Below are 20,049 nucleotides of genomic sequence, written 5' to 3'. Positions count from 1 at the left end.
CGCCCATGACGGCTGAATAGTGCTATTCCGTCGTCTACAGCTCGAAAGCCCCTGCGCGTTCCAGTCGAGGGGCTCTCACGGCTCCCGTGGGTCGCCGCTCGAGTATACGTGGCCTCGCTCTGCTCGGCCACGCGCTCGCTGCGGTCCTCGGCTTCCAGCCTGCGGCCCGCTCGCACTGTCCGTGGGAGCTTGCTCCCACGCTATTCGCATGGTCCGAGGGACCTGCGGTCCCTCGCTACTTACTTCGCCCGCCTTCCCGGAACGCGCAGCCCCTTTCAGTCCCACCCGCTTCGATTGTGACACAGCCGACAAGGGTGGGACTGAAAGGGGCCGCTCGCTCGACCTGGCCCGGACGAAGCCAAGGACCGCAGGCGATAAGCCGAGGACCGCAGCGAGTCCCGGACAGTCGAGCGAGCGGGGGCTTTCTTGCTGTTTACAACCGCGCTTCCAACGCAGCCTACATCCCAAGAAGCAATCCCAACGTGAACGTTCCCCATGACGGGATCGATTTGCCTTTAATCCCGGCGATGGAGTGAAGAAGTATGACAGACGTTGAGGATCGCGATCCGCCGACGTACGAGCGCTTCGGCGAGGTGGCAGACCAGTACGACCCCGACAGCGTCCGCGAGCGGGTGTTCGCCCACTGGGACGCCGTCGACGCCTACGAGCAGACCAAGGACCACCGCGCCGACGGCGAGGACTTCTTCTTCGTCGACGGGCCCCCCTACACCTCCGGGGCGGCCCACATGGGGACGACCTGGAACAAGACGCTGAAGGACGCCTACATTCGGTATCTCCGCATGCAGGGCTACGACGTCACCGACCGGCCGGGCTATGACATGCACGGCCTGCCGATCGAGACGAAAGTCGAGGAGAAACTCGGCTTCGAGAACAAGAAGGATATCCAGGAATTCGGCGAGGAAAACTTCATCGACGAGTGTAAGGACTTCGCCGAGCAGCAACTGGAGGGGCTCCAGGAAGACTTCAAGTCCTTCGGCGTCTGGATGGACTGGGACGATCCCTACAAGACGCTCAGCCCCGAGTACATGGAGGCCGCCTGGTGGGGTTTCGAGCAGGCCCACGAGAAGGGACTGGTCGAACAGGGCAAACGCTCGATCTCCCAATGTCCCCGGTGTGAGACTGCCATCGCCAACAACGAGGTCGAGTACGAGGACGTTTCTGACCCATCCATCTACGTGAAGTTCTCCCTGACGGATCGGGAAGGCAGCCTCGTCATCTGGACGACGACGCCCTGGACGATCCCCGCCAACACCTTCGTCGCGGTCGAGGAGGACTTGACCTACCAGGGCGTCGAAGCGACCAAAGACGGCGAGACTGAAGTACTCTGGATCGCCGAGTCCTGCATCGAGGACGTCCTCTCGAAGGGTCGGTACGACGACTACGAGATCGTCGACGAGGCGACTGGCGAGGAGATGGTCGGCTGGGAATACGAGCACCCGCTTCGCGAGGAAGTCCCCGACGCGCCCGAAGGCAAGGACGCCCTGCAGGTCTACACCGCCGACTACGTCGAGGCCGACCGGACCGGGCTGGTCCACTCCGCGCCGGGCCACGGTGAGGAGGACTTCGAGCGCGGCCAGGAGTTGGGGCTGGACGTGTTCTGTCCCGTCGGTGGCGACGGCGTCTACGATGACACCGCTGGCAAATACGCCGGTGAATTCGTCAAGGACGCCGACGCGGCGATCATGGACGACCTCGACGCGAACGGCAACCTCCTCTCGCGGGACACCACCCACCACAGTTACGGGCACTGCTGGCGGTGTGACACGGGGATCATCCAGATCGTCACCGACCAGTGGTTCATCACGGTGACGGACATCAAGGACGAGATGCTGGACAACATCGCGGACAGCGAGTGGCACCCCGACTGGGCGCGGGACAATCGCTTCCAGGACTTCGTCGAGGAGGCACCCGACTGGAACGTCTCCCGGCAGCGCTACTGGGGGATCCCGATCCCGATCTGGACTGCGGAGGACTGGGATGGCTCCATGGACGACGCCATCGTGATCGGCGACCGCGAAGAACTCGCCGAGCGCGTCGATCAGGATATCGAGCCCGATGCTGTCGACCTCCACAAGGGCACCGTCGACGACCTGACGATCACCGAAGACGGCCGGACCTACGAGCGCGTGCCGGACGTCTTCGACGTCTGGCTCGACTCCTCAGTTGCCTCCTGGGGGACGCTGGACTATCCCGAACAGACTGAGGACTTCGAGGAGCTATGGCCGGCAGACCTCATCATGGAGGCCCACGACCAGACTCGCGGGTGGTTCTGGTCCCAACTCGGCATGGGGACCGCGGCAGTCGGCGAGATCCCATACGACGAGGTGTTGATGCACGGCTACGCGATGATGCCCGACGGTCGCGGGATGTCCAAATCCAAGGGCATCACCGTCGAGCCACAGGAGGCCATCGCCGAGGGCGGCGCGGACCCGATGCGGGCGTTCCTGCTCTCCCAGAACCCCCAGGGCGAGGACATGCGCTTCTCCTGGGACGGGATGGACTCGATGCAGCGCAACCTCAACATCCTCTGGAACGTCTTCCGGTTCCCGCTGCCGTACATGCGGATGGACGACTTCTCGCCCGATGAAACCACCGTCGAGGACGTCGAACTCGAACAGATCGACGAGTGGGTGCTCTCCCGGCTCCAGACCGTCGAAAGCGAGATGGGCGAACACTTCGAGGATCGCCGCCAGGATCGGGCCATCCAGGGGCTGATGGACTTCGTCGTCGAGGACGTCTCCCGCTTTTACGTCCAGGCGGTCCGCGATCGCGTCTGGGCAGAGGGCGAGGACGGCTCGAAGACGGCCGCCTACGCGACGCTCTATCGTGTCCTGGAGGAGACCGTCGCACTCCTGGCGCCCTTTACCCCATTCATCGCCGATGAAATCTACCAGTACCTGACCGGCGACGCCGGCTACGACACGGTCCACATGTGCGACTGGCCGGAACCCGACGACACGTTGCGGGATGTCAGCCTCGAAAACGAGATCAGCGTCGTCCGGGCGGTCGAGGAGGCGGGCTCGAACGCCCGCCAGCAGGCCGAGCGGAAACTCCGCTGGCCGGTCAAGCGCGTCGTCGTCGACGTCGACGACCAGGAGGTCGGCGGCTCGATAGAGTTGCAGGCCGAACTGCTGGCCGACCGCCTGAACGCCCGCGAAATCGAAGTCGTCGCCCCCGACGAGGCGTGGGGCGAACTCACCTACAGTGCCGAGGCTGACATGAGCAAACTCGGCCCGGCCTTCGGTGACGAAGCGGGAGCCATCATGAACGCGCTCAACGACGCCAGCGTCGCCAAGCCCTCGATCGAGGCCCTCGAATCGGCCGTCGCGAGCGAGTTGGGTCGGGGCGTCGATCTCACGGCGGAAATGGTCGAGTTCGTCCGCAACACGCCCGACGGCGTCGCGAGTACGGAGTTCGAGGCCCTGGATGGGGGCGGGGTCGTCTACGTCGATACCACGCTGACCGAGGACATCGAGAGCGAGGGCTACGCCCGCGAGGTCGTCCGGCGCGTCCAGGAGATGCGGAAAGATCTCGACCTGGCGATGGACGCTCGGATTACCGTCGAGTACGATATCGCGGACGATCGCGTGGCCGAACTAGTCGAAGAACGTGAGGACCTGATCGCCGAAGAGGTCAGGGCCGATGCGTTCGGATCGGTTGGAGATGGCCACCGCAAGACCTGGGAGATCGAGGGTGTCGCAGCCGAGATCGCGGTCGAGGAAGTCTGAGTTGCTGCTCGCGAGGGACGAGCGAACAGTTTTTCGCCCACGTTTTTCGACGAGTGGTGTGCGAACGGAGTGAGCACAACCCGAGGAGAAAAAGGTGGTGGCGGGATCGAAGGTATCGAAGCGGAAATCGCGATCGAAGAAGTCTGATTCCGACGGCTGAGAAGCATACGCGGCCTTAGTGAAACAGAGAACGATTGAATTGAATTGGGAAATTGAAAGCCCCGGCTCGCTGGAGTCGGGGGCCTCGCTGTGCGCTTCCCTCGCTTCGCTCGGTCCAGTGCTTGCGTCGGCCGCCTTCCTCCAGCGAGCCGCCCCTTTCAGTCCCACCCGAACCGCCCCACTGAGCGGCCGAAACGGGTGGGAATGGAAGGGGACGCCCGCTCGGGGACGGTGGACGAAGTAAGCACCGCAGCGAACGCAGTGAGTGAGGAGCGCAGCGAGTCCCCCGAACCGAGCGGGCGTGGGCTTCCCACTCTCCAATATTCAACTCATGTGTGAAGTACTATGGCCGCGTTTCAACGGAGTCGAGCGGCGAAGACGCGAGACTCCGCCTTTTTGGTCCAGCTTTTTCGACGAGTGGTGTGCGAACGGAGTGAGCACAACCCGAGGAGAAAAAGGTGGTCAGGGATCCTCGTCGATCGTGACGTTCCGGAAGCGGGAGACGCCGCTGGCGTCGCTATCGTCGTCGTTGACGAACACGAGATGGGAGACATCCGTGCCGGCAGACACGAGTGAGGAAGCGTCGATCTCGTAGGTGACCCAGCCGTCGCCATCCGAGTAATACGGGGTAGCCGCTTGCGCCCACGACTGATTTCCGTAGAAGCGCACGAACCGCGATTCAGCCTCTGAATCGCCGGTTTCGAGGCCGATGCCCTGGATTTCTCCTTTGTTCGTGGCGTTGAACTCCACAGAGAGGACGGTGTCCGCGGTGACGGTATTGTTGATCGGGACGGAGGCCCACGTGTTGTTCGAGAGTCGCATCGTAGCGTTGCCGTCGGTCGTGGTGACGCCGAAGTCCTTGTCCTGGGACCCGTAACTCTGCACGGGTTCGGTCGTGGTGGTGCCGTTGACGCTGAATTCGAACTGGATCGACGAACCGAGGTCGGGGGCGTCGTAGGCCCGGATGTTCCGGAACTGCGAGTCGGTCGCGATGTCCGTGTCGTCAATGTCGTTGACGAGCGCGAGATAGTCGGCTTGCCCGTACTGGGACGGCCCGTAGAGTTGGCCGACGGGGATCTCGTAGTGAACCCACCCGTCCGTCGTCGCGTAGTCCACCTCGTCGTACTCGATACCCCAGGACTGGTTTCCGAACAGCTTGAAGATCCGGTCGTCGGAGATCGATGTACCGGTTTCGAGCCCGATCCCGTGGATCTCGCCCTCGGTGCTCGACCGGAAGTCGAATTCCAGCACGGTCTGCTCGGTGACGTTGTGGTCGAACTCGACCAGCTTCCAGGTATTGTTTGTCAGGACTGCTTCTCGCGCGCCCGTCGTGTAGATGAACTCGTCATCGTAGTCCTGGCCGCTGCCGTAGGACTGGACGGTCGCTGTGTCGAAGCGGAGATACGACGGAACGGTGCCCTCCCGAGGTGGTGTCGCCGTATAGACGATTGACGAAGAGCTATCTTGTTCCCAGACGAGACGAGCCTCCGCGGCGTCAGCAGGATACAGCGGGCCGACGTCGGCACCCGCGTTGAGGCGCTGGCTCGATACGTAATCCGTCACCGGGTACGACCGGTCGCCCAACTGAACCGACAGTCCGTCGACAGTGAGGACATCACCACCCCGGTGCTGGAGAACGATACCGTTGTCGGCGCTATAGTCGGTCTCGAAAACGGCCGTCGGCGGCGCTTGCTCGAACTGCTCGACGAGACCGAGCGCGAATACGGAGACGGTCACGCCCAGAATGATCGCGATCGCGACCAGCAACACGTTGGATACGACGGGCGTTACCGCACGGTCTTCCCGAAGGTCATCTGGCCGACGCGAGCAAAAATCAGCGCCTCGACGGCGCGGCCCGCGAGCGGTATCGGACGACGACGGCGTTTCCGAGACACCGGACCCCATGGGGGAACCTACCCCAGCAGTGTAAAAAGTAATTGGGTAGCGCCAGCCCCCAGTAGTATTATTCAAATCCGAAAAAGTATTATTCCGGCATCGATTACCGCTTCGACAGGTAATGGTGACACGACGAGGCGTGCTTCAGACGATCGGTGCCGGTTCGTTGGTGGGGCTGGCAGGCTGTACGGGCGGATTGGGAGCATCGGGCGCTGGCACGCAGGCTGACGCAAACGAGATTACCGATGGCTACGGCCGGACGGTGGCCGTCCCCGGGACGGTCGAGGATATCGTCGGCGTCGGCCCGGGCGCACTCAGGCAACTCGCCTATCTCGATGCGACCGATCGTGTCGTTGGCGTCGAGGACGAGACCGAGTCGATGCTGTCGGCCCCGTACAACCTGGCGAATCCGGGCCTCCAGGAGCGGCCAGTTATCGGCTCGGCTGGGCCGAACGCCGGCGGTAACCCGGAAGCGATCCTTGCGGTTGACCCGGACGTGATCTGCTACTACGGCGATCCATCGAGAGCCGAGACGCTACAGAGGCAGACCGAGACGCCAGTAGTTGGGCTCGAAATCGTCGATATCGTCGACAACGCGGCCCGCGAGACGATGTTCGACACCTGGCGGCTCCTCGGCGAGATCCTCGACAAAGCCGATCGCGCCGAGGCAGTGATCACGTTCGTCGAAGAGACGGTCGCCGATCTGACCGACCGGGCGGCCGATCTGGCCGACAGCGAGGCCGAGCAGGCCTACGTCGGCGCGATCAGTTACAAGGGGAGCCACGGGATCGAGACGACTCGCAAGCGATTCCCGCCATTTCGGTTCGCTGGGGTCGAAAACGTCGCCGGCGAGATCGACACCGACGCCGCCTCGGTCCAGGTGAGCGAGGAGCAACTGCTGGCATGGGATCCCGCGCGGATGTTCGTCGCCGCCGACAATCTCGGGCTCGCCGTCGAGGATCTCGAAGCCAACCCGGCGTATCAGGACCTCTCGGCGGCGGTGAATGGCGAGATCTATACGATCCTCCCCCACGCGAGTTACCATCACAACTACGGGTCGATCCTGGCGAACGCCTACTTCGTCGGGCAAACGCTGTACCCGGATCGCTTCGGCGACGTGGATTTCGAATCGACCGTCGAGACGATCTTCGAGACGATGCTCGGCGCTCCACTGTACGAATCGCTGCTCGAAGCGTACCCGGCCTACGAGACGGTGATCTGACGTGATGCAACGGGATCGATGGAACGGTGATCTGACGTGACTGAACCAGCCCTGGCGGCCCACCGCGAATCGACCGCCCGGCGACTCGGGTTTCTCGGTGTCTCAGTGGGGTTGCTGGTGATCGCGTCACTTGCCGGACTCGCGATCGGCTCAGTCTCGCTCCCACTCGTGGACGTCTGCAGTGCCCTGGTTGGCGGTGAGAGCGATCTCGCGCGTTCGATCGTCTGGAACGTCCGAGTGCCCCGGGTGCTCACGGCGGTCGTCGCCGGCGGCGGGCTGGCGATCGCGGGCGCGGCGATGCAAACGGTCCTCCGGAACCCGCTGGGTGCGCCGTACACACTGGGGATCTCCCAGGCTGCTGCCTTCGGCGCGGCCGCCTCGATCGTCCTGATCGGGACCGGCGCGGATGGCCTCTCCAAAGTCGGCTCTTTGGGGCCCTATCTGACGACGATCGCGGCCTTTGTCGCGGCGATGGTCTCGACCGGCGTCATCCTCCTGTTGGTGACCTACCGCCGGGCGACCCCCGAGACGATGATCCTGACCGGCGTCGCGCTCGGGTCGCTGTTCACCGCCGGGATGACGACGATCCAGTACTTCGCCAGCGACACCGAGGTCGCGACCATCGTCTACTGGACCTTCGGCGACGTGGGCCGGGCGAGCTGGCCCCAGGTCGGGCTGATGGCCGCCGTCGTCGTGCCCGGGTTCGCCTATTTCCTCCGCAACGCCTGGAACTACGACGTTCTCGACGCCGGGACCGAAACCGCGACCAGCCTGGGCGTCGACGTCGAATCGGTGCGGATCCGCGGGATGGCGCTGGCCTCGGTCGTGACCGCAACCATCATTTCCTTCGTCGGTATCATCGGGTTCGTCGGGTTGGTCGCCCCGCACCTCGTCCGAATGGTGATCGGCGGCAACGAGCGATATCTGCTCGGGGCCTCGGCGCTGGTCGGCGCGACGCTGCTGGTCGTCGCCGACACCGTTGCCCGGACGATCGTCGCGCCGGTCGTCCTGCCAGTCTCGATCCTGACCTCGTTTCTGGGCGCGCCCCTGTTCATCTACCTCGTGATCGAGGGGAGGGACTACTGGTGACACTCACGATCGCAGACCTGCGGTTCAGCTACGACGCCGAGCCGGTCCTCTCGGCCGTTGATCTCTCGGTCGAGTCGGGTGAACTGCTCGGACTGCTTGGCCCCAACGGCTCGGGCAAAAGCACGCTGTTGCAGTGTCTCAACGGGATTCTGGAGCCGGACGCGGGAACGGTACGGATCGACGGTGATCCAGTGGCGAAACTGACCAGCGACGAGCGCGCCCGGCGGTGCAGTTACGTCCCGCAGGCCGAGTCGGGTGCGTTCCCGGCGACCGTCTTCGAGACCGTGATGCAGGGCCGACGACCCCACGGTGGGTGGTCGCCGAGCGCACGCGACCGAGAGGCAACGGCGAGCGTCCTCGATCGGCTCGACATCGGGAATCTCGCCGATCGCCAGGTCAGCGAGCTCAGCGGTGGCCAGCGCCAGAAGGTCCGTCTCGGGCGGGCACTGGTCGGCGATCCGTCGGTCACGTTGCTGGACGAGCCGACGAGTGCGCTGGACCTCCGCCACCAGTTAGAGGTGATGGACCTCGTCGTCGAGCACATTCGAGCCAGCGAAGTGGCCGGCATCGTCGCGATTCACGACCTCAACCTCGCCGCCCGGTACTGCGATCGGATCGCGCTGCTCGCAGACGGCGAGATCCACGCCGTCGGGCCGCCCGAAGTCCTGACACCCGAGACGATCCGGACGGTCTACGGCGTCGAGGCGTCCGTCCGCGGGCACCGCGACCGGCAGTTGATCGTGCCCGAAGCGCCGGCCGAGAAAACCCACACTGCGGAACAGTCTGCCCGACAGCGCCAACCAGCATCGACCGACGACTGAAACCGATCACCTGGCCATGACATTCGAAGTGACACAGATCGGCACGGTACGCAACGATTTCGAGACACCTGTCGGTCCCGAGGAGATGGCCGATCACGAGAGTACGATCGTCATCGACGAAGACTACGCCGAGGGGCTGTACCGTATCGAGGACAACGACTACGTCACTGTCCTGTGGTACCTCCACGAATCCGGCGAGCCGAGCCTTCGAGGGCCGCGACGCTACGGAACCGAACGTGGGATCTTCGCCTGCCGGAGTCCGAATCGCCCGAGCCCGATCGGGACGACTACCGTCGAGTTGCTGGAACGCGAGGGTCGGGAATTGCGGGTTCACGGACTCGACGCCATCGACGGGACGCCGGTGCTCGACATCAAGCCATACGCGCCCAACTTCGATCGACCCGACCATGTGGCCGACCGCCGCGAGAATCACGGTGGCCGAATCGAGGGTCCCAGCGCCGACCGTGATGGACGGGCGCGGGAGGTCGGCGGAGACGAACAGTGAATCAAACGACGAACCATCGCGACACCAGCAATTCGAACCAACAACACATGACAATCTGCATGCCGATCACCGACGGTGACGGTCTCGACGCATCAGTATCCCATCACTTCGGTCGCGCACCCGCCTTCGCGGTGTACGACCCCGACGCGGAGACAGTCGACGTCGTCGACAACGACAGCCACCACCACGGCGGCGATAAATCCCCGCCGAACGTCGTCGCCGAGACGGGCGCGGAGACGCTGATCTGTGGCAATCTCGGCGGGAAGGCCGCCGAGCGCTTCGACGCGATGGGGATCGACGTCTACTGTGACGCCGACGGAACGGTCGGGGACGCCATCGAGGCACTCCGGGACGGCGAGTTGACACCGGTCGGGCCGGACGACGACGGATGTGACCACGAAGGCGGTGGCCATCATGACGAGGACGGCGGGCACGGACACGGCGGTGGCGGTCACAGCCACAGCGACGGCGATCACGACCACGACGGAGACGACCACCACGACGTATGACCACCGTCACGATACTGGCGGACAACAGAGTCAGCGGCTCGCGGCCGAAGGGGATCCGCGCCGAGTGGGGGTTCTCGGCGGCGGTCGGCGACCGCCTGTTCGATGCCGGACAGTCGGGAATCGCCGCCGCAAACGCCCGCAAGCTCGGCGTCGGCCCCTTCGAGACGGCGGTACTGAGCCACGGCCACTACGATCACACGAAGGGACTGCCGGCGTTCGTCGAAGAACTCAGGGAGATCTACGTCCACCCCGACGCCTTCGAGGCGAAATACCATGGCGAGGAGTCGATCGGGCTCCCCTACACCCGCGAATGGCTCGAAACCCACGCCGACATCACCACCCACACAGACCCAATTGAGGTGGCGGACGGAATCGTCGCGCTCGGGGAGATTCCGCGGGAGTACCCCGATAGTAGAACGGGAGAACGAGTCGACGAGGGCGGCCAGCGCGTCGAGGACCCGGTCCGGGACGACCAGGCGCTGGCGGTCGAGGGTGAAGACGGCATCAGTCTCGTCCTCGGCTGCTGTCACGCTGGCCTCCGGAACACGATCGCCCATGCCGAGGCTGTGCTTGAGGACCCTGTCCGGACGGTCGTCGGTGGGACTCATCTCCGGTCGCCCGACCCCGAGACGATCGAAGCTATCGTGGAGTGGCTCGACGGTCGGATCGAGCGGATCGCGCCGACGCACTGTACTGGTCACGTGGCCGAGCGAGCACTCGAAGACGCCTTCGGCGAGGACTACCGTCGCATCGGCGTCGGCTCACAAATCGAACTGTAAGCTGTCGGTCTGATTTCGTCGGAGAACGGAAGCCTCAGACGGTGGGGAAGTCCAGGGGCGGACAGCCTTCATCAGCCAGGACAACAGAGTCGATTTCCGCCGAGAACTGTTGATAGGCGCGCTCGAGACAGTTCTCCATGCGCTCTGCCACTCGATCAGGACCGACGGCCTCGTAGACAGCCGGTTGCTGGGTGCCTGTCCGGGTTGTGACCTCAGTGATAAGTTTGTGTTCCTCCAGCGTCTCGAGATACCGGTAGGCAGTCGCGAGCGCACAGTCCAGTTCCGCAGCGAGTGCTTCGGCACTCAGTGGCTCCGCCGCTGCGAGCAACGCCCGATAGACGGCCTGTTCGGATGTGTTCAGCCCGAAGATGCGTTCGAGCGCCCGATCCGCAGTCGCCTCGGTGACCACTATCTCCTGGAATGTCTGTGCCATCATCGAGACTATCACCTTCTCACACTTAGTATTTGGTTTTCCGAATATTCGGATATGAAGAGTATAGACGGAGCCTAGCACAAACCGCCGTCACAGAGAGATGGGCAAGTACCGCTCGGCGATCGATTCAGCGGGGAGAAACACGTATCAGTCTCACGGGCGTAGGCGGGTCACCGATGATCGAGCACACGGAAGATTCGCTGTACGAGCAGCAAGCGGATCTCTGTACGGTATTCTCTAACGCGAAGCGACTCAAACTGCTCGATCTGCTCATGGACGACAGCGAACGAACAGTCACCGAACTCCAAGAGGCGACCGGGATCCCACAATCAACCGTCTCACGGCATCTAAAGTTGATGCGCGATCAGGGAGTGGTAACAAAGCGCAACGACGGCGTCCACAGCTACTACACGCTGAGCGACGAGCGAGTCGCGACGAGCATGGAACTGATGCGCGACGTACTGATCGACCGACTCGAACACGACGACCAGCTCGCAGTCCCCGAGTAAGCGTCACGTGCGGCGAGACGCTCGATCACGTTCGTGGCCGTTGTTGGAGGCCACGCCGTCCCTGTTCTCGGAGTGGTCCCAAGATTGAGTCAACGCCCGAGAGGATTTTGATTCTCTATCGGCTAGCCAACCTGATGGGAGCGACGTTCGAGCCGGCTCACGACTGGTTTGGGGAAGTGCTACCCGAGGGACTACCCCTCGGCGAGACGACGACTGTCTCTGGCCCGGGCGGGTCGGGCAAGCCGCTGACCGGCTTTGCCGTCGTCGAGTCCTGGCTCGATCGGGGCGGGAGCGTGGTCTTCTTGCTGACTAACTCCGGGAAGGCGTTCGTCGCCGAGACGATGGCCGAACTCTACGACTTCGACGTCGACGACGTCGGCGACCGGCTGACGTTCGTCGACTTCGACCCCGACCGCGAACCGACGGTCGAGGCGATCGACGACGACGCGGACGGGCCGATCCGGGCGAACCTGCTCGAACCGGACGTCTGGGACGCGGCGCTCTCGCGAGCGACCGACCGCGTCGACGGTGACGGACCCGGGACACTCGTCTTCGGGACGGCCCTGAACCTCTTCCTGTTCTCGCCGACCTACGGCGAGGACAGTCTCGCGGCGTTCCTCGAGACGATCGAACGCGACGACGAGAACACGTACCTCTTTACCGTCAGCACGTCGGCCTTCGAAGACCAGATCGCCCGCGTCGAGGACGCCTCCGATACCGTGCTCGTGACCGAGATGGACGACGGTCGACTCACCCTGCGCGGCGAGCGCTCGGACTCGGTCGCGATCGAGACCGACGATGTCGAGGTCCCCTTCACGCCCGAACAGCTCGAACAGATCAAATCCGTCTCCGAACAGACCCGGACGAGCCTCATTCCGACGATCAAAGAGATCTGAGCGTCAGCGGTGGCGGCAATCGCGAGACGGTCGTCAGTATTATCGTTTACGACCAGAGAGACATCCAGTATGGACGCGAACCTCGACTACGGGCCGTGCATGCTGCGACAGGCGACCGACGCGGCCGACGACCGCTTTCGGCGGCCCTGCGACTCGCGATCGCCGGCAACGCGGTCTCGAAGCCGCCGACGTCATCCTCAGCAAGGGCCAGGGTAACTACGAGCTGTGCAGGAACGTCGACGCACCGATCTACGTCCTGTTTATGATGAAATGTGACGTCGTCACAGCGGATGTCGGCGTCCCCGAGGGCAGCATCGGCGCGAGCGCGCCGGCAGTCGACGCCGACGGGGACTGATCCCACGCTTGTTTTCCACTTCAGCACAATACTGCTGCGCCCGCGCCCAGTGTATCGGCCGGGTGGCGAACAGCCCCGACACACCGAGTGTAATCCGAATTATTGTAGACTAGAGTCGTCAAATCCGCCATATTCTGTCACCAATATACATTACTACTCAACCTTCGTGTTATTTATTACGCACAGATTTATGTGTATACAACCCCTAATTATGCATGTACCAAACAACACTGCCGGTTCCGCCGGCACGCATCACACCGCCTTCCACACACCCACCATGACATCACAGTCCATTCGAGAGGATCGCGACGACAGCTACGTCATCATCGGCGACGGCGTCGCCGGGAGTTCCGCGGCCGACGTCCTGGCCGAGCAGACCGACGACGCTTCGATCACCGTCCTGACTGCCGAGAGCGAGCCGCTGTACAACCGCATCCTCATCAAGGAGTACGCCAAAGGGACCGTCCCCGAGGAGACAGTCCAGATCCACGACCAGGCGTGGTACGACGAGCGCGACATCGACCTCGAACTCGATACACGCGTGAGCACGATCGAAACCGACGACAACGCGGTCGTGACTGCGGCGGGCGAGCGCTACCACTACGACAAACTCCTCGTGGCGACGGGCGGGACACCGCGGTCGCTGCCCGTGCCCAACGCCGACGCCGAGGGCGTGACGTCGTTCTGGACGATCGAGGACGCACGCCGGATTCGGGAGAAGGCGGCGGCCGCCGAGACCGGGACGATCGTCGGCGGCGGCCTGCTTGGCATCGACTACGCCGCGATCGCGGCCGCCCAGGACGTCGACGCGAGCTACCTGATCCGCGAGGACCGGTGGTTCTCGCGAGCGATGTCCGAGACCGGCGCTGCAATCGTCCACGACGCCCTCGACGAACGCGGGGTCACACCCGTCCTCGAGACCACCGTCGATCACTTCGAGACCGACGACGACGGCCACGTCGTCGCGACGGTCGACTCCGAGGGTGACGTCTACGACAGCGACTGCGTCGGCGTCGCCATCGGAACCGAGTCCAACACCGCGTTCCTCGAGGGGACGCCGATACCGGTCGACGACGGCGTCCTCGTCGACGGTCGTCTCCAGACGGACGACCCCGACGTCTACGCGGCGGGTGACGTCGCACAGTACCACGACCGACGGCTCGGTCGGCCGGTCAAGAACGGCTCGTGGGGCAGCGCCGCCGCACAGGGCGAACACGCGGCCGAGAACATGCTTGCCCCCGCCGGGGCCGGCGAGCACTTCGAGTTCGTCCCCTCCTATACGGTGACGCACTTCTCGTTCCCGATGGCCTCCTTTGGCCACCCGGGCCTCGGGGAGACCTACCGCGAACGCACGTACGGCGAGACGGAGTGGCGACGGCTGGCCTTCCGGGACGGCATGCTCGTCGGCGGCGTCCTGATCGGGGACCTCTCCGTGCTCCAGCCGCTGAAAGAACTCACGGCGAGCGGTCGACGTGTCCAGGGGCGGGCGGGCGAACTCCTCGCGCCAACGTTCGACGGGCTCGCGGACGTCACGGCTGCGTCGCCGATCGCTTCCGACTGAAACAGGTCTTTTTTCGAAAAGAGTGCGGGCCGGTACTGCGTGGACGTGACCGACCCGGACGAACGGGAGCCGTCCCAGCCCGGAGAACATGACGTGATGGTGGACGGGCTGGTAGGTCTCGAGCGCGTCCCCGTCGCGATGGGCGAGGACGTTCTCGGCGGCAGTCGCGGCCTGGTGTTTCGAAACGTGGAGAATCGGCTCGCGGCCGTTGGCGTCGCCGCCGACCGCGAACGCCCGCGTCTGTCGGGCGGGGTCGACCTGCAGATCCACGTCACGACCGACGGCCGGGTTGGTCAAACACCTAGTTCTCCACCGGACTTCACGCCACCGAGACACCCGTCGTTGTAGGCCATACACGCTCGTGCGGCCCCTCGACGTCGCTACGGAACTTCCCGACAAAGTCCGGGTCGGCGACCAAGGGCAGATTAGCAAAAAATCAAATATAGATAGTAATTCTTATTAATATCTGATCCAGAGTTATTAGTGACTTGCCGAACCACCGACCAAGAGACGGTTCGACCGAGACAGACACACCATGACAGGAACGAAAACCGGACAAACACGACGGGATCGCAATGCATTGGCCGTCAGCGCTGTCACTGCGATCATCTTCGCCGGCGTGCTGGCGGCCGGGAGCATGACCGAACGCACGACGCTCGTCCTCGTCGTCGCTTTCGGCTTCCTCGCGATGGTCGCGGGCGTGACGATCAGTCTATTTGTGGATTTCAGTACGCCGGAACGACAGGTCTGGGCCTACGGCCTCGCCAGCGGCGCGATGCTCGCGAGCGCCGCAGCACTGCTCGCGCCGAAAGCCATCGGCCGCCACCCGCAGTACGGCGGATTCGCCATCGCGCTGGGATACCTCCTGGGGTACGCCGGCCACGAACTCGGCCACCTCCTCAGTCACTACGACCTTCCGTTGAACGCCGCCGTGAGTGAACTCACGTTACACGCCCTCGCGGCAGGGTCGATCATGGGCGTCGTCTACGGGTCCCTACCTGATCTCTCGGCGCTGTTTGGCTTTGGGATCCTCGCTCACAAGTTCCCGGCCGGCTTCACTGGGTCGGAAGCACTCAAACAGTCCGGAATCCCGCGGATCGTGATGATCGTCCCCGCCTCGGCAGTTGCGATCGCGGCGATCCCGCTGTCGATTCTGACGCCGGACCTCTCGGCTGTTGTCCAGGCAGTGTTCTATGGGGTTTCGACGGGTGTGTTCGCTCACGTCGCGATCGACATGTTGCCGGAGTGTTCCCATGTCGGCTCACATGCCGATTCCAGCGGTCATGGGACGATCCAGTGTTCGCGAAATATCCACCGAGTTCGGCAGTACGCCGTGGCGAGCACGCTTTCGGGCGCGGGGGCGATTTTCCTTCTATGGCAAGCGCTCGCGATGGGGTGAACGCGGCAGTGACTCGTTTCGGGAACCGCCCACTGGACGGACGAGCAGCGGGGTAAGGGCGAGGCCGGACGATGAGCGACGGGACCTGGGCCGACCAGCTCCGTGCGGCCGGGCGACGTGCGTCGAAGAGCCTCCGCAATGCCGCACCGATCATGCTGACCGTCGTTTTGCTGGTCGGCCTGCTTCGGACCATCGTGACGCCAGCCCAATTTGAGTCGGCGTTCGGGGCCGCCCCGGCGATCGATCCGGGGGTGCGTCCCAACGCGGGTCCCGGTTGGATTATGGCTTGCTGGGAGTCGTCGCCGTCACGTACGCTGCACGCGCCGTCGTCGCTTCCGAGCGCGGCCCTCGCGAAAAGTGGTACCACCCTGGGTCGAATCGCCCCTGTTCTCGTGGTCATCCGGGTTGCCCTCGCGCTCAGCCACGTCTTGCTCGCCCGCGATCCGATCGCCGTGACTGTCGAGTCGGCACACGCCGACCGGCTATCTCGTCGCGACCGTAGCTGGAACACGCAGCCACGGCCCCGCCTACGCCTGGAATGCGCTTCTCGCCGACCTGCGCGACCAGGGCCTCTCGGACGGAGTGATCGCCGTCTTCCGGTACAACCGTGCGATCGAACTCCCAGTGTTGCCTGCGTTCCTCGCATACTTCGGGTGGCGATTCGCCTTGGTGTTGTTCGCCACGATGGTCGCCGCCTCCATCGTCCGGGGAGCCACAATCGAGATGGCGAATTCGACAGGTAGTAAGCAATGATTTGTACTTCAGCAAAATATCCTTCTGAAATCGAATCGAAGTTTTTAATATTGTGAATCCAGTACAAGATAATGCAATGGAATCCGAGACAGATGACGCGAGCGGTATCCCGTTGATTGGCGATGAGTTCCCCCACCTTGCAGTCGAGACGACGCACGGGGAGATCGACCTCCCTGACGATTACGCGGGCGAGTGGGTCGTGCTCTTCAGCCATCCGGGCGACTTCACGCCGGTCTGTACGACAGAGTTCGTCGCCTTCGAGGACCGACGCGAGGAGTTCGAGCAACGCGATGCCAATCTGATCGGCCTCTCGGTCGATCGCGTCCACTCTCACCTCAAGTGGGTCGACTGGATCGAAGAAGAGATCGGCGTCGAGATCGGCTTCCCGATCATTGCCGACGAGAGCGGCCGGGTCGGCGAACAACTCGGCATGATCCAGTCCGGTGCCGGGACGAGTACTGTCCGGGCCGTCTTCGTCGTCGATCCCGATGGCGTCGTCCGGCAGGTGCTGTACTACCCCGAGGAGATCGGCCGCAACATCGACGAGATCCTGCGTTCGCTGGACGCCCTCCAGAAGAGCGACGACGAGGGCGTCGCCACGCCGGCGAACTGGCCCGAAAACGACCGCTTCGACGATCGCGTCCTCCTGCCGCCGCCGGGGAGTCGCGGGGCAGTCGAACAGCGCGAGAGCGAGGCCGACGACGAGGGCTACGAGCAGTACGACTGGTGGTTTACCCTCTCCGAGCAGTAGCCTCGCAGGCAACTCCAGCGCGACGCACTCTACTCAGCCCCGTCGAACCAGTTCTCGACGTTCCCGAAGACGCGTCTGGCCGCCGCCGTTTCGGCGTGTCGTTCCGGCGTGACGAAGCCGATTTATCAGTATTTTTAGCAGGGTTTGCCGAACCAATTATATAAATATTTCCGGTATCTATGACGCTTCTATAGGCTGTTGTCAGCATGAGTGAATCCAATTTTGTCCGGCGTCCACAGTTCGGCCAACTCAGCAGAGGGTGGAAATCGCTTGAACGGGGCTGGAAAGCCGTTTTATTGGGTATGATTGTCGTCACCTTTGTCATCGTTTTCTAGCCGATTTGTAACATAATAGAGAGTACACAATCTGTAGTAGACGATGAGACGATCAGTCGCTCGGGTGTTTCCCGGCATAGTGTTGCTCGCACTCGGCGGTGGGCTCGCACAGTTGCTTGCGGGGACAGTCGTGCCGATCAATGAATTGATCGTGGCGGTTGGGCTCGGTGCACTCCTCGCCAATACGGTCGGCACTCCGGCCTGGGCGAAAGGCGGCATCGCAACGCACAAGCTCTGGCTGGAAACCGGTATCGTCCTCATGGGCGCACGGATCGCGATCGGACAGCTGTTCAGCGTCGGGCCGTCACTGCTGGTGTTCGTCGTCGGGTTTCTGACGATCAGCCTTGTGATCGGTGAGGCGATCGCACGCAATGTCTTCCGGATCAACGAGCGGTTGGGGTCGCTGTTGGCGGCCGGGTACGCCGTGTGTGGGGTTTCAGCCATCGTCGCCGTCTCCGGCAGCGTCCGCGCCAAAAGCGAGCAGATCGCCTACGCCGTCGCGACGATTCTGCTGTTCGATGCCGCCACGCTGGCGGTCTATCCGATCATCGGTCGCCGCCTCGAGTTACCGGACATCGTCTTTGGCACCTGGGCCGGAGTCAGTATGGTTTCGACGGGGCCCGTCATCGCAGCCGGTTTCGCCTATTCGCCACAGGCCGGAGAGTGGGCCACCGTGACGAAACTCGGCCGGAACGTCTTCATCGGGGTCGTCGCCGTCCTCTATGCGGTGTATTATGCCCGACAACGCGATACCGGACAGGCCGGCGGTGCCAGTTGGCGATACCTCTGGGAGGAGTTTCCCAAGTTCGTCATCGGCTTTCTCGCAATGGCAGGAATCGCGAGTCTCGGGTTGCTTTCTTCGGACGACGTTGCACTCCTCACGTCGGGCTACCAGGGGTTGTTCCTCGTGGCGTTCGTCGGTCTCGGCATGGAGATCGACCTCCGGAAGATGCGGTCGGTCGGGATCAAACCAGTGTTGGTCGTCTTCTCGTCGCTGCTCGTCGTGAGCTTGCTCTCCTTGCTCGCGTCGATGCTGCTGTTCGGTTGATCGTTGTGGCGGGCACGAAGGATGTCACTCCGGTGTGAAGGCGTGCCCACGGAGGATCATCCGGGTGGTAAAAAGGGCCGTGACGGTCCAGACGATCACGAGCAGCCCGGTGACACCGGCCAGGATCGCTTCAAAGGCCGCAACCTCAAGGAGGTGGCCCATCACACCCGCCGAGATCGCAAAGGCACCAGTCGGGAACGTGTAGGCCCACCAGGTGAAGAAAAACGGATGATCGCGACGGCTGAGGTAATAAGCCAGGACCGCAACCGTCAACAGGAACCACCAGGCTGAAAAGCCCCAGAGAACGATCGCGAGCAGTTTCATGCTCGCGACGATGGGCTCGACGGCGAGGTCGAATCCGACGCCCGCCTGGAGGGCACGGATGAACCGTCCGATGGCAATGACCAGGACGGCCGTCGGCGCGAGCCCGATCACGAACGTCGGCGCGAGTTTCTCCTCCGGCAACGACTCGTAGGCGTAGCGATGGAGGATGATCGAGCCGAAGAAAATGAACATGAAGCTCCCGACGCCGAGCGCCATCAATGAGACGACGAAGATGAACTGGCCGAGTGCACTCCCGGCGTAGTAGTTTTCGACCAGCCAGAACCCCAACAGCGGGATCACGAGATGCGAAACTGGTGGAATATACCACGCGAATACACCGTGGTGGGTGCCGATATTATTATTGACAAACATGATCGTGACCAACAGGAGTCCGAACCCAAAGATACCGATACTGCCAGTCACGAACAACCCGACCAGCACTGATTCGAGAACAGGGGCCGGAAGAACACCCTGCATCGTCCGAGCAATGCCAACACCGAGAACGATCAGCGTAATCGGCATCGTCGGGAAGAACTGACTCCGGATCGGATGTGACAGATCCGTCCGGACCTGATCCGGGTGGGTCACGATTCGGAGTACCCAGGGGATGGTGAAGACGGTCGTCAGAATGGCCGTCAACACGACGAAAAACTGTGCAAGCGTGGCGACCGGCCCGAGCGAGTACTCGGCAGCGACCAGCGCAAGGGCCACACCCAAGGCACCGGTCCCCATCGTCGAACCGAACCACTGCGGTCCAAAGTACTCCGGGATACCGGCCAGCCGCGACTCCGTCCGTCCGGTCCGTGTCGTCGATGCGCTCATGGTCTTGTGTATTCATCCAAATACTACCCAATAATACGGATAAGGATTCCGATCAGTAAATCAGCTACAAACAATCAGGAACGAAAGACACCGGCACGAGCAACGACGGTGCGGGTATCGTCGAACGGTTGAAT

At 63.2% G+C, this 20,049-nt stretch carries 17 protein-coding genes and 1 pseudogene; 14 read left to right on the top strand and 4 right to left on the bottom strand.

What is annotated here, in order from left to right:
* Positions 1–542: 542 nt before the first annotated feature.
* Positions 543–3,749 carry an isoleucine--tRNA ligase gene (gene ileS / locus HUTA_RS08910; protein ID WP_015789567.1) on the top strand — a complete coding sequence of 1,069 codons (3,207 nt, stop codon included), beginning with the start codon at positions 543–545 and terminating at the stop codon, positions 3,747–3,749.
* Between the two features lie 621 nt (positions 3,750–4,370).
* Here ileS and HUTA_RS08905 read toward each other — a convergent pair.
* Entirely contained in the window at positions 4,371–5,813 is a 1,443-nt protein-coding gene (locus tag HUTA_RS08905; protein WP_079891700.1) for a type IV pilin, read from the bottom strand.
* Between the two features lie 112 nt (positions 5,814–5,925).
* On the opposite strand from HUTA_RS08905, the gene HUTA_RS08900 reads away from it, so the two are divergent.
* The 6 genes from HUTA_RS08900 to HUTA_RS08875 are packed head-to-tail and all read left to right on the top strand — an operon-like array spanning position 5,926 to position 10,729.
* Positions 5,926–7,026 carry an ABC transporter substrate-binding protein gene (locus HUTA_RS08900; protein WP_015789565.1) on the top strand — a complete coding sequence of 367 codons (1,101 nt, stop codon included), beginning with the start codon at positions 5,926–5,928 and terminating at the stop codon, positions 7,024–7,026.
* A gap of 36 nt (positions 7,027–7,062) precedes the next feature.
* Positions 7,063–8,115, top strand: a complete 1,053-nt coding sequence (locus tag HUTA_RS08895) for a FecCD family ABC transporter permease (RefSeq protein ID WP_015789564.1) — start codon at positions 7,063–7,065, stop codon at positions 8,113–8,115.
* Positions 8,112–8,936 carry an ABC transporter ATP-binding protein gene (locus HUTA_RS08890; RefSeq protein ID WP_015789563.1) on the top strand — a complete coding sequence of 275 codons (825 nt, stop codon included), beginning with the start codon at positions 8,112–8,114 and terminating at the stop codon, positions 8,934–8,936. The genes HUTA_RS08895 and HUTA_RS08890 overlap by 4 nt, the downstream gene beginning before the upstream one ends.
* Positions 8,937–8,952: 16 nt before the next feature.
* Positions 8,953–9,441, top strand: coding sequence for a tRNA (N6-threonylcarbamoyladenosine(37)-N6)-methyltransferase TrmO (gene tsaA, locus HUTA_RS08885; RefSeq protein WP_015789562.1), 489 nt, complete (start codon positions 8,953–8,955; stop codon positions 9,439–9,441).
* On the top strand, positions 9,438–9,950 hold the full coding sequence (locus tag HUTA_RS08880; protein WP_079891699.1) for a NifB/NifX family molybdenum-iron cluster-binding protein: 513 nt from the start codon (positions 9,438–9,440) through the stop codon (positions 9,948–9,950). The genes tsaA and HUTA_RS08880 overlap by 4 nt, the downstream gene beginning before the upstream one ends.
* Positions 9,947–10,729 (top strand): MBL fold metallo-hydrolase, encoded by a 783-nt coding sequence (locus tag HUTA_RS08875; RefSeq protein ID WP_015789560.1) that lies wholly within the window; start codon positions 9,947–9,949, stop codon positions 10,727–10,729. The genes HUTA_RS08880 and HUTA_RS08875 overlap by 4 nt, the downstream gene beginning before the upstream one ends.
* Before the next feature lie 34 nt (positions 10,730–10,763).
* Here the strand turns inward: HUTA_RS08875 and HUTA_RS08870 are convergent, their stop codons facing one another.
* Positions 10,764–11,162, bottom strand: coding sequence for a helix-turn-helix domain-containing protein (locus HUTA_RS08870; protein ID WP_143920352.1), 399 nt, complete (start codon positions 11,160–11,162; stop codon positions 10,764–10,766).
* 176 nt (positions 11,163–11,338) lie between these two features.
* Between HUTA_RS08870 and HUTA_RS08865 the strand changes: the two genes are divergently transcribed.
* The 4 genes from HUTA_RS08865 (at position 11,339) to HUTA_RS08855 (ending at position 14,483) form a co-directional block, all read left to right on the top strand.
* Positions 11,339–11,671, top strand: a complete 333-nt coding sequence (locus HUTA_RS08865; RefSeq protein WP_015789558.1) for an ArsR/SmtB family transcription factor — start codon at positions 11,339–11,341, stop codon at positions 11,669–11,671.
* 134 nt (positions 11,672–11,805) lie between these two features.
* Entirely contained in the window at positions 11,806–12,567 is a 762-nt protein-coding gene (locus HUTA_RS08860; RefSeq protein WP_015789557.1) for a hypothetical protein, read from the top strand.
* On the top strand, positions 12,470–12,922 hold the full coding sequence (locus tag HUTA_RS16050; RefSeq protein ID WP_342626751.1) for an ARMT1-like domain-containing protein: 453 nt from the start codon (positions 12,470–12,472) through the stop codon (positions 12,920–12,922). The genes HUTA_RS08860 and HUTA_RS16050 overlap by 98 nt, the downstream gene beginning before the upstream one ends.
* A 277-nt stretch (positions 12,923–13,199) precedes the next feature.
* Positions 13,200–14,483 (top strand): NAD(P)/FAD-dependent oxidoreductase, encoded by a 1,284-nt coding sequence (locus tag HUTA_RS08855; RefSeq protein ID WP_015789556.1) that lies wholly within the window; start codon positions 13,200–13,202, stop codon positions 14,481–14,483.
* 45 nt (positions 14,484–14,528) lie between these two features.
* On the opposite strand, the pseudogene HUTA_RS15890 reads toward HUTA_RS08855, so the two are convergent.
* Positions 14,529–14,708 (bottom strand): annotated as a pseudogene (locus tag HUTA_RS15890) (NAD(P)/FAD-dependent oxidoreductase); the annotation flags it as partial.
* 310 nt (positions 14,709–15,018) lie between these two features.
* Between HUTA_RS15890 and HUTA_RS08845 the strand changes: the two are divergent.
* The 3 genes from HUTA_RS08845 (at position 15,019) to HUTA_RS08835 (ending at position 18,769) form a co-directional block, all read left to right on the top strand.
* A complete protein-coding gene (locus tag HUTA_RS08845; protein WP_015789554.1) occupies positions 15,019–15,882 on the top strand; it encodes a ZIP family metal transporter in 864 nt (287 codons plus the stop codon).
* 829 nt (positions 15,883–16,711) lie between these two features.
* Entirely contained in the window at positions 16,712–17,386 is a 675-nt protein-coding gene (locus HUTA_RS08840; protein ID WP_015789552.1) for a peroxiredoxin, read from the top strand.
* A gap of 378 nt (positions 17,387–17,764) precedes the next feature.
* Positions 17,765–18,769, top strand: coding sequence for a YeiH family protein (locus tag HUTA_RS08835; protein ID WP_015789551.1), 1,005 nt, complete (start codon positions 17,765–17,767; stop codon positions 18,767–18,769).
* Between the two features lie 24 nt (positions 18,770–18,793).
* Here HUTA_RS08835 and HUTA_RS08830 read toward each other — a convergent pair whose 3' ends face one another.
* On the bottom strand, positions 18,794–19,915 hold the full coding sequence (locus tag HUTA_RS08830; protein ID WP_015789550.1) for a TDT family transporter: 1,122 nt from the start codon (positions 19,913–19,915) through the stop codon (positions 18,794–18,796).
* Positions 19,916–20,049: the final 134 nt, after the last annotated feature.

The organism is Halorhabdus utahensis DSM 12940 (assembly GCF_000023945.1).
Classification (GTDB): domain Archaea; phylum Halobacteriota; class Halobacteria; order Halobacteriales; family Haloarculaceae; genus Halorhabdus; species Halorhabdus utahensis.
Note: the sequence above shows the minus strand (reverse complement) of the source record. Positions and strands in the feature narration are given on the sequence as shown.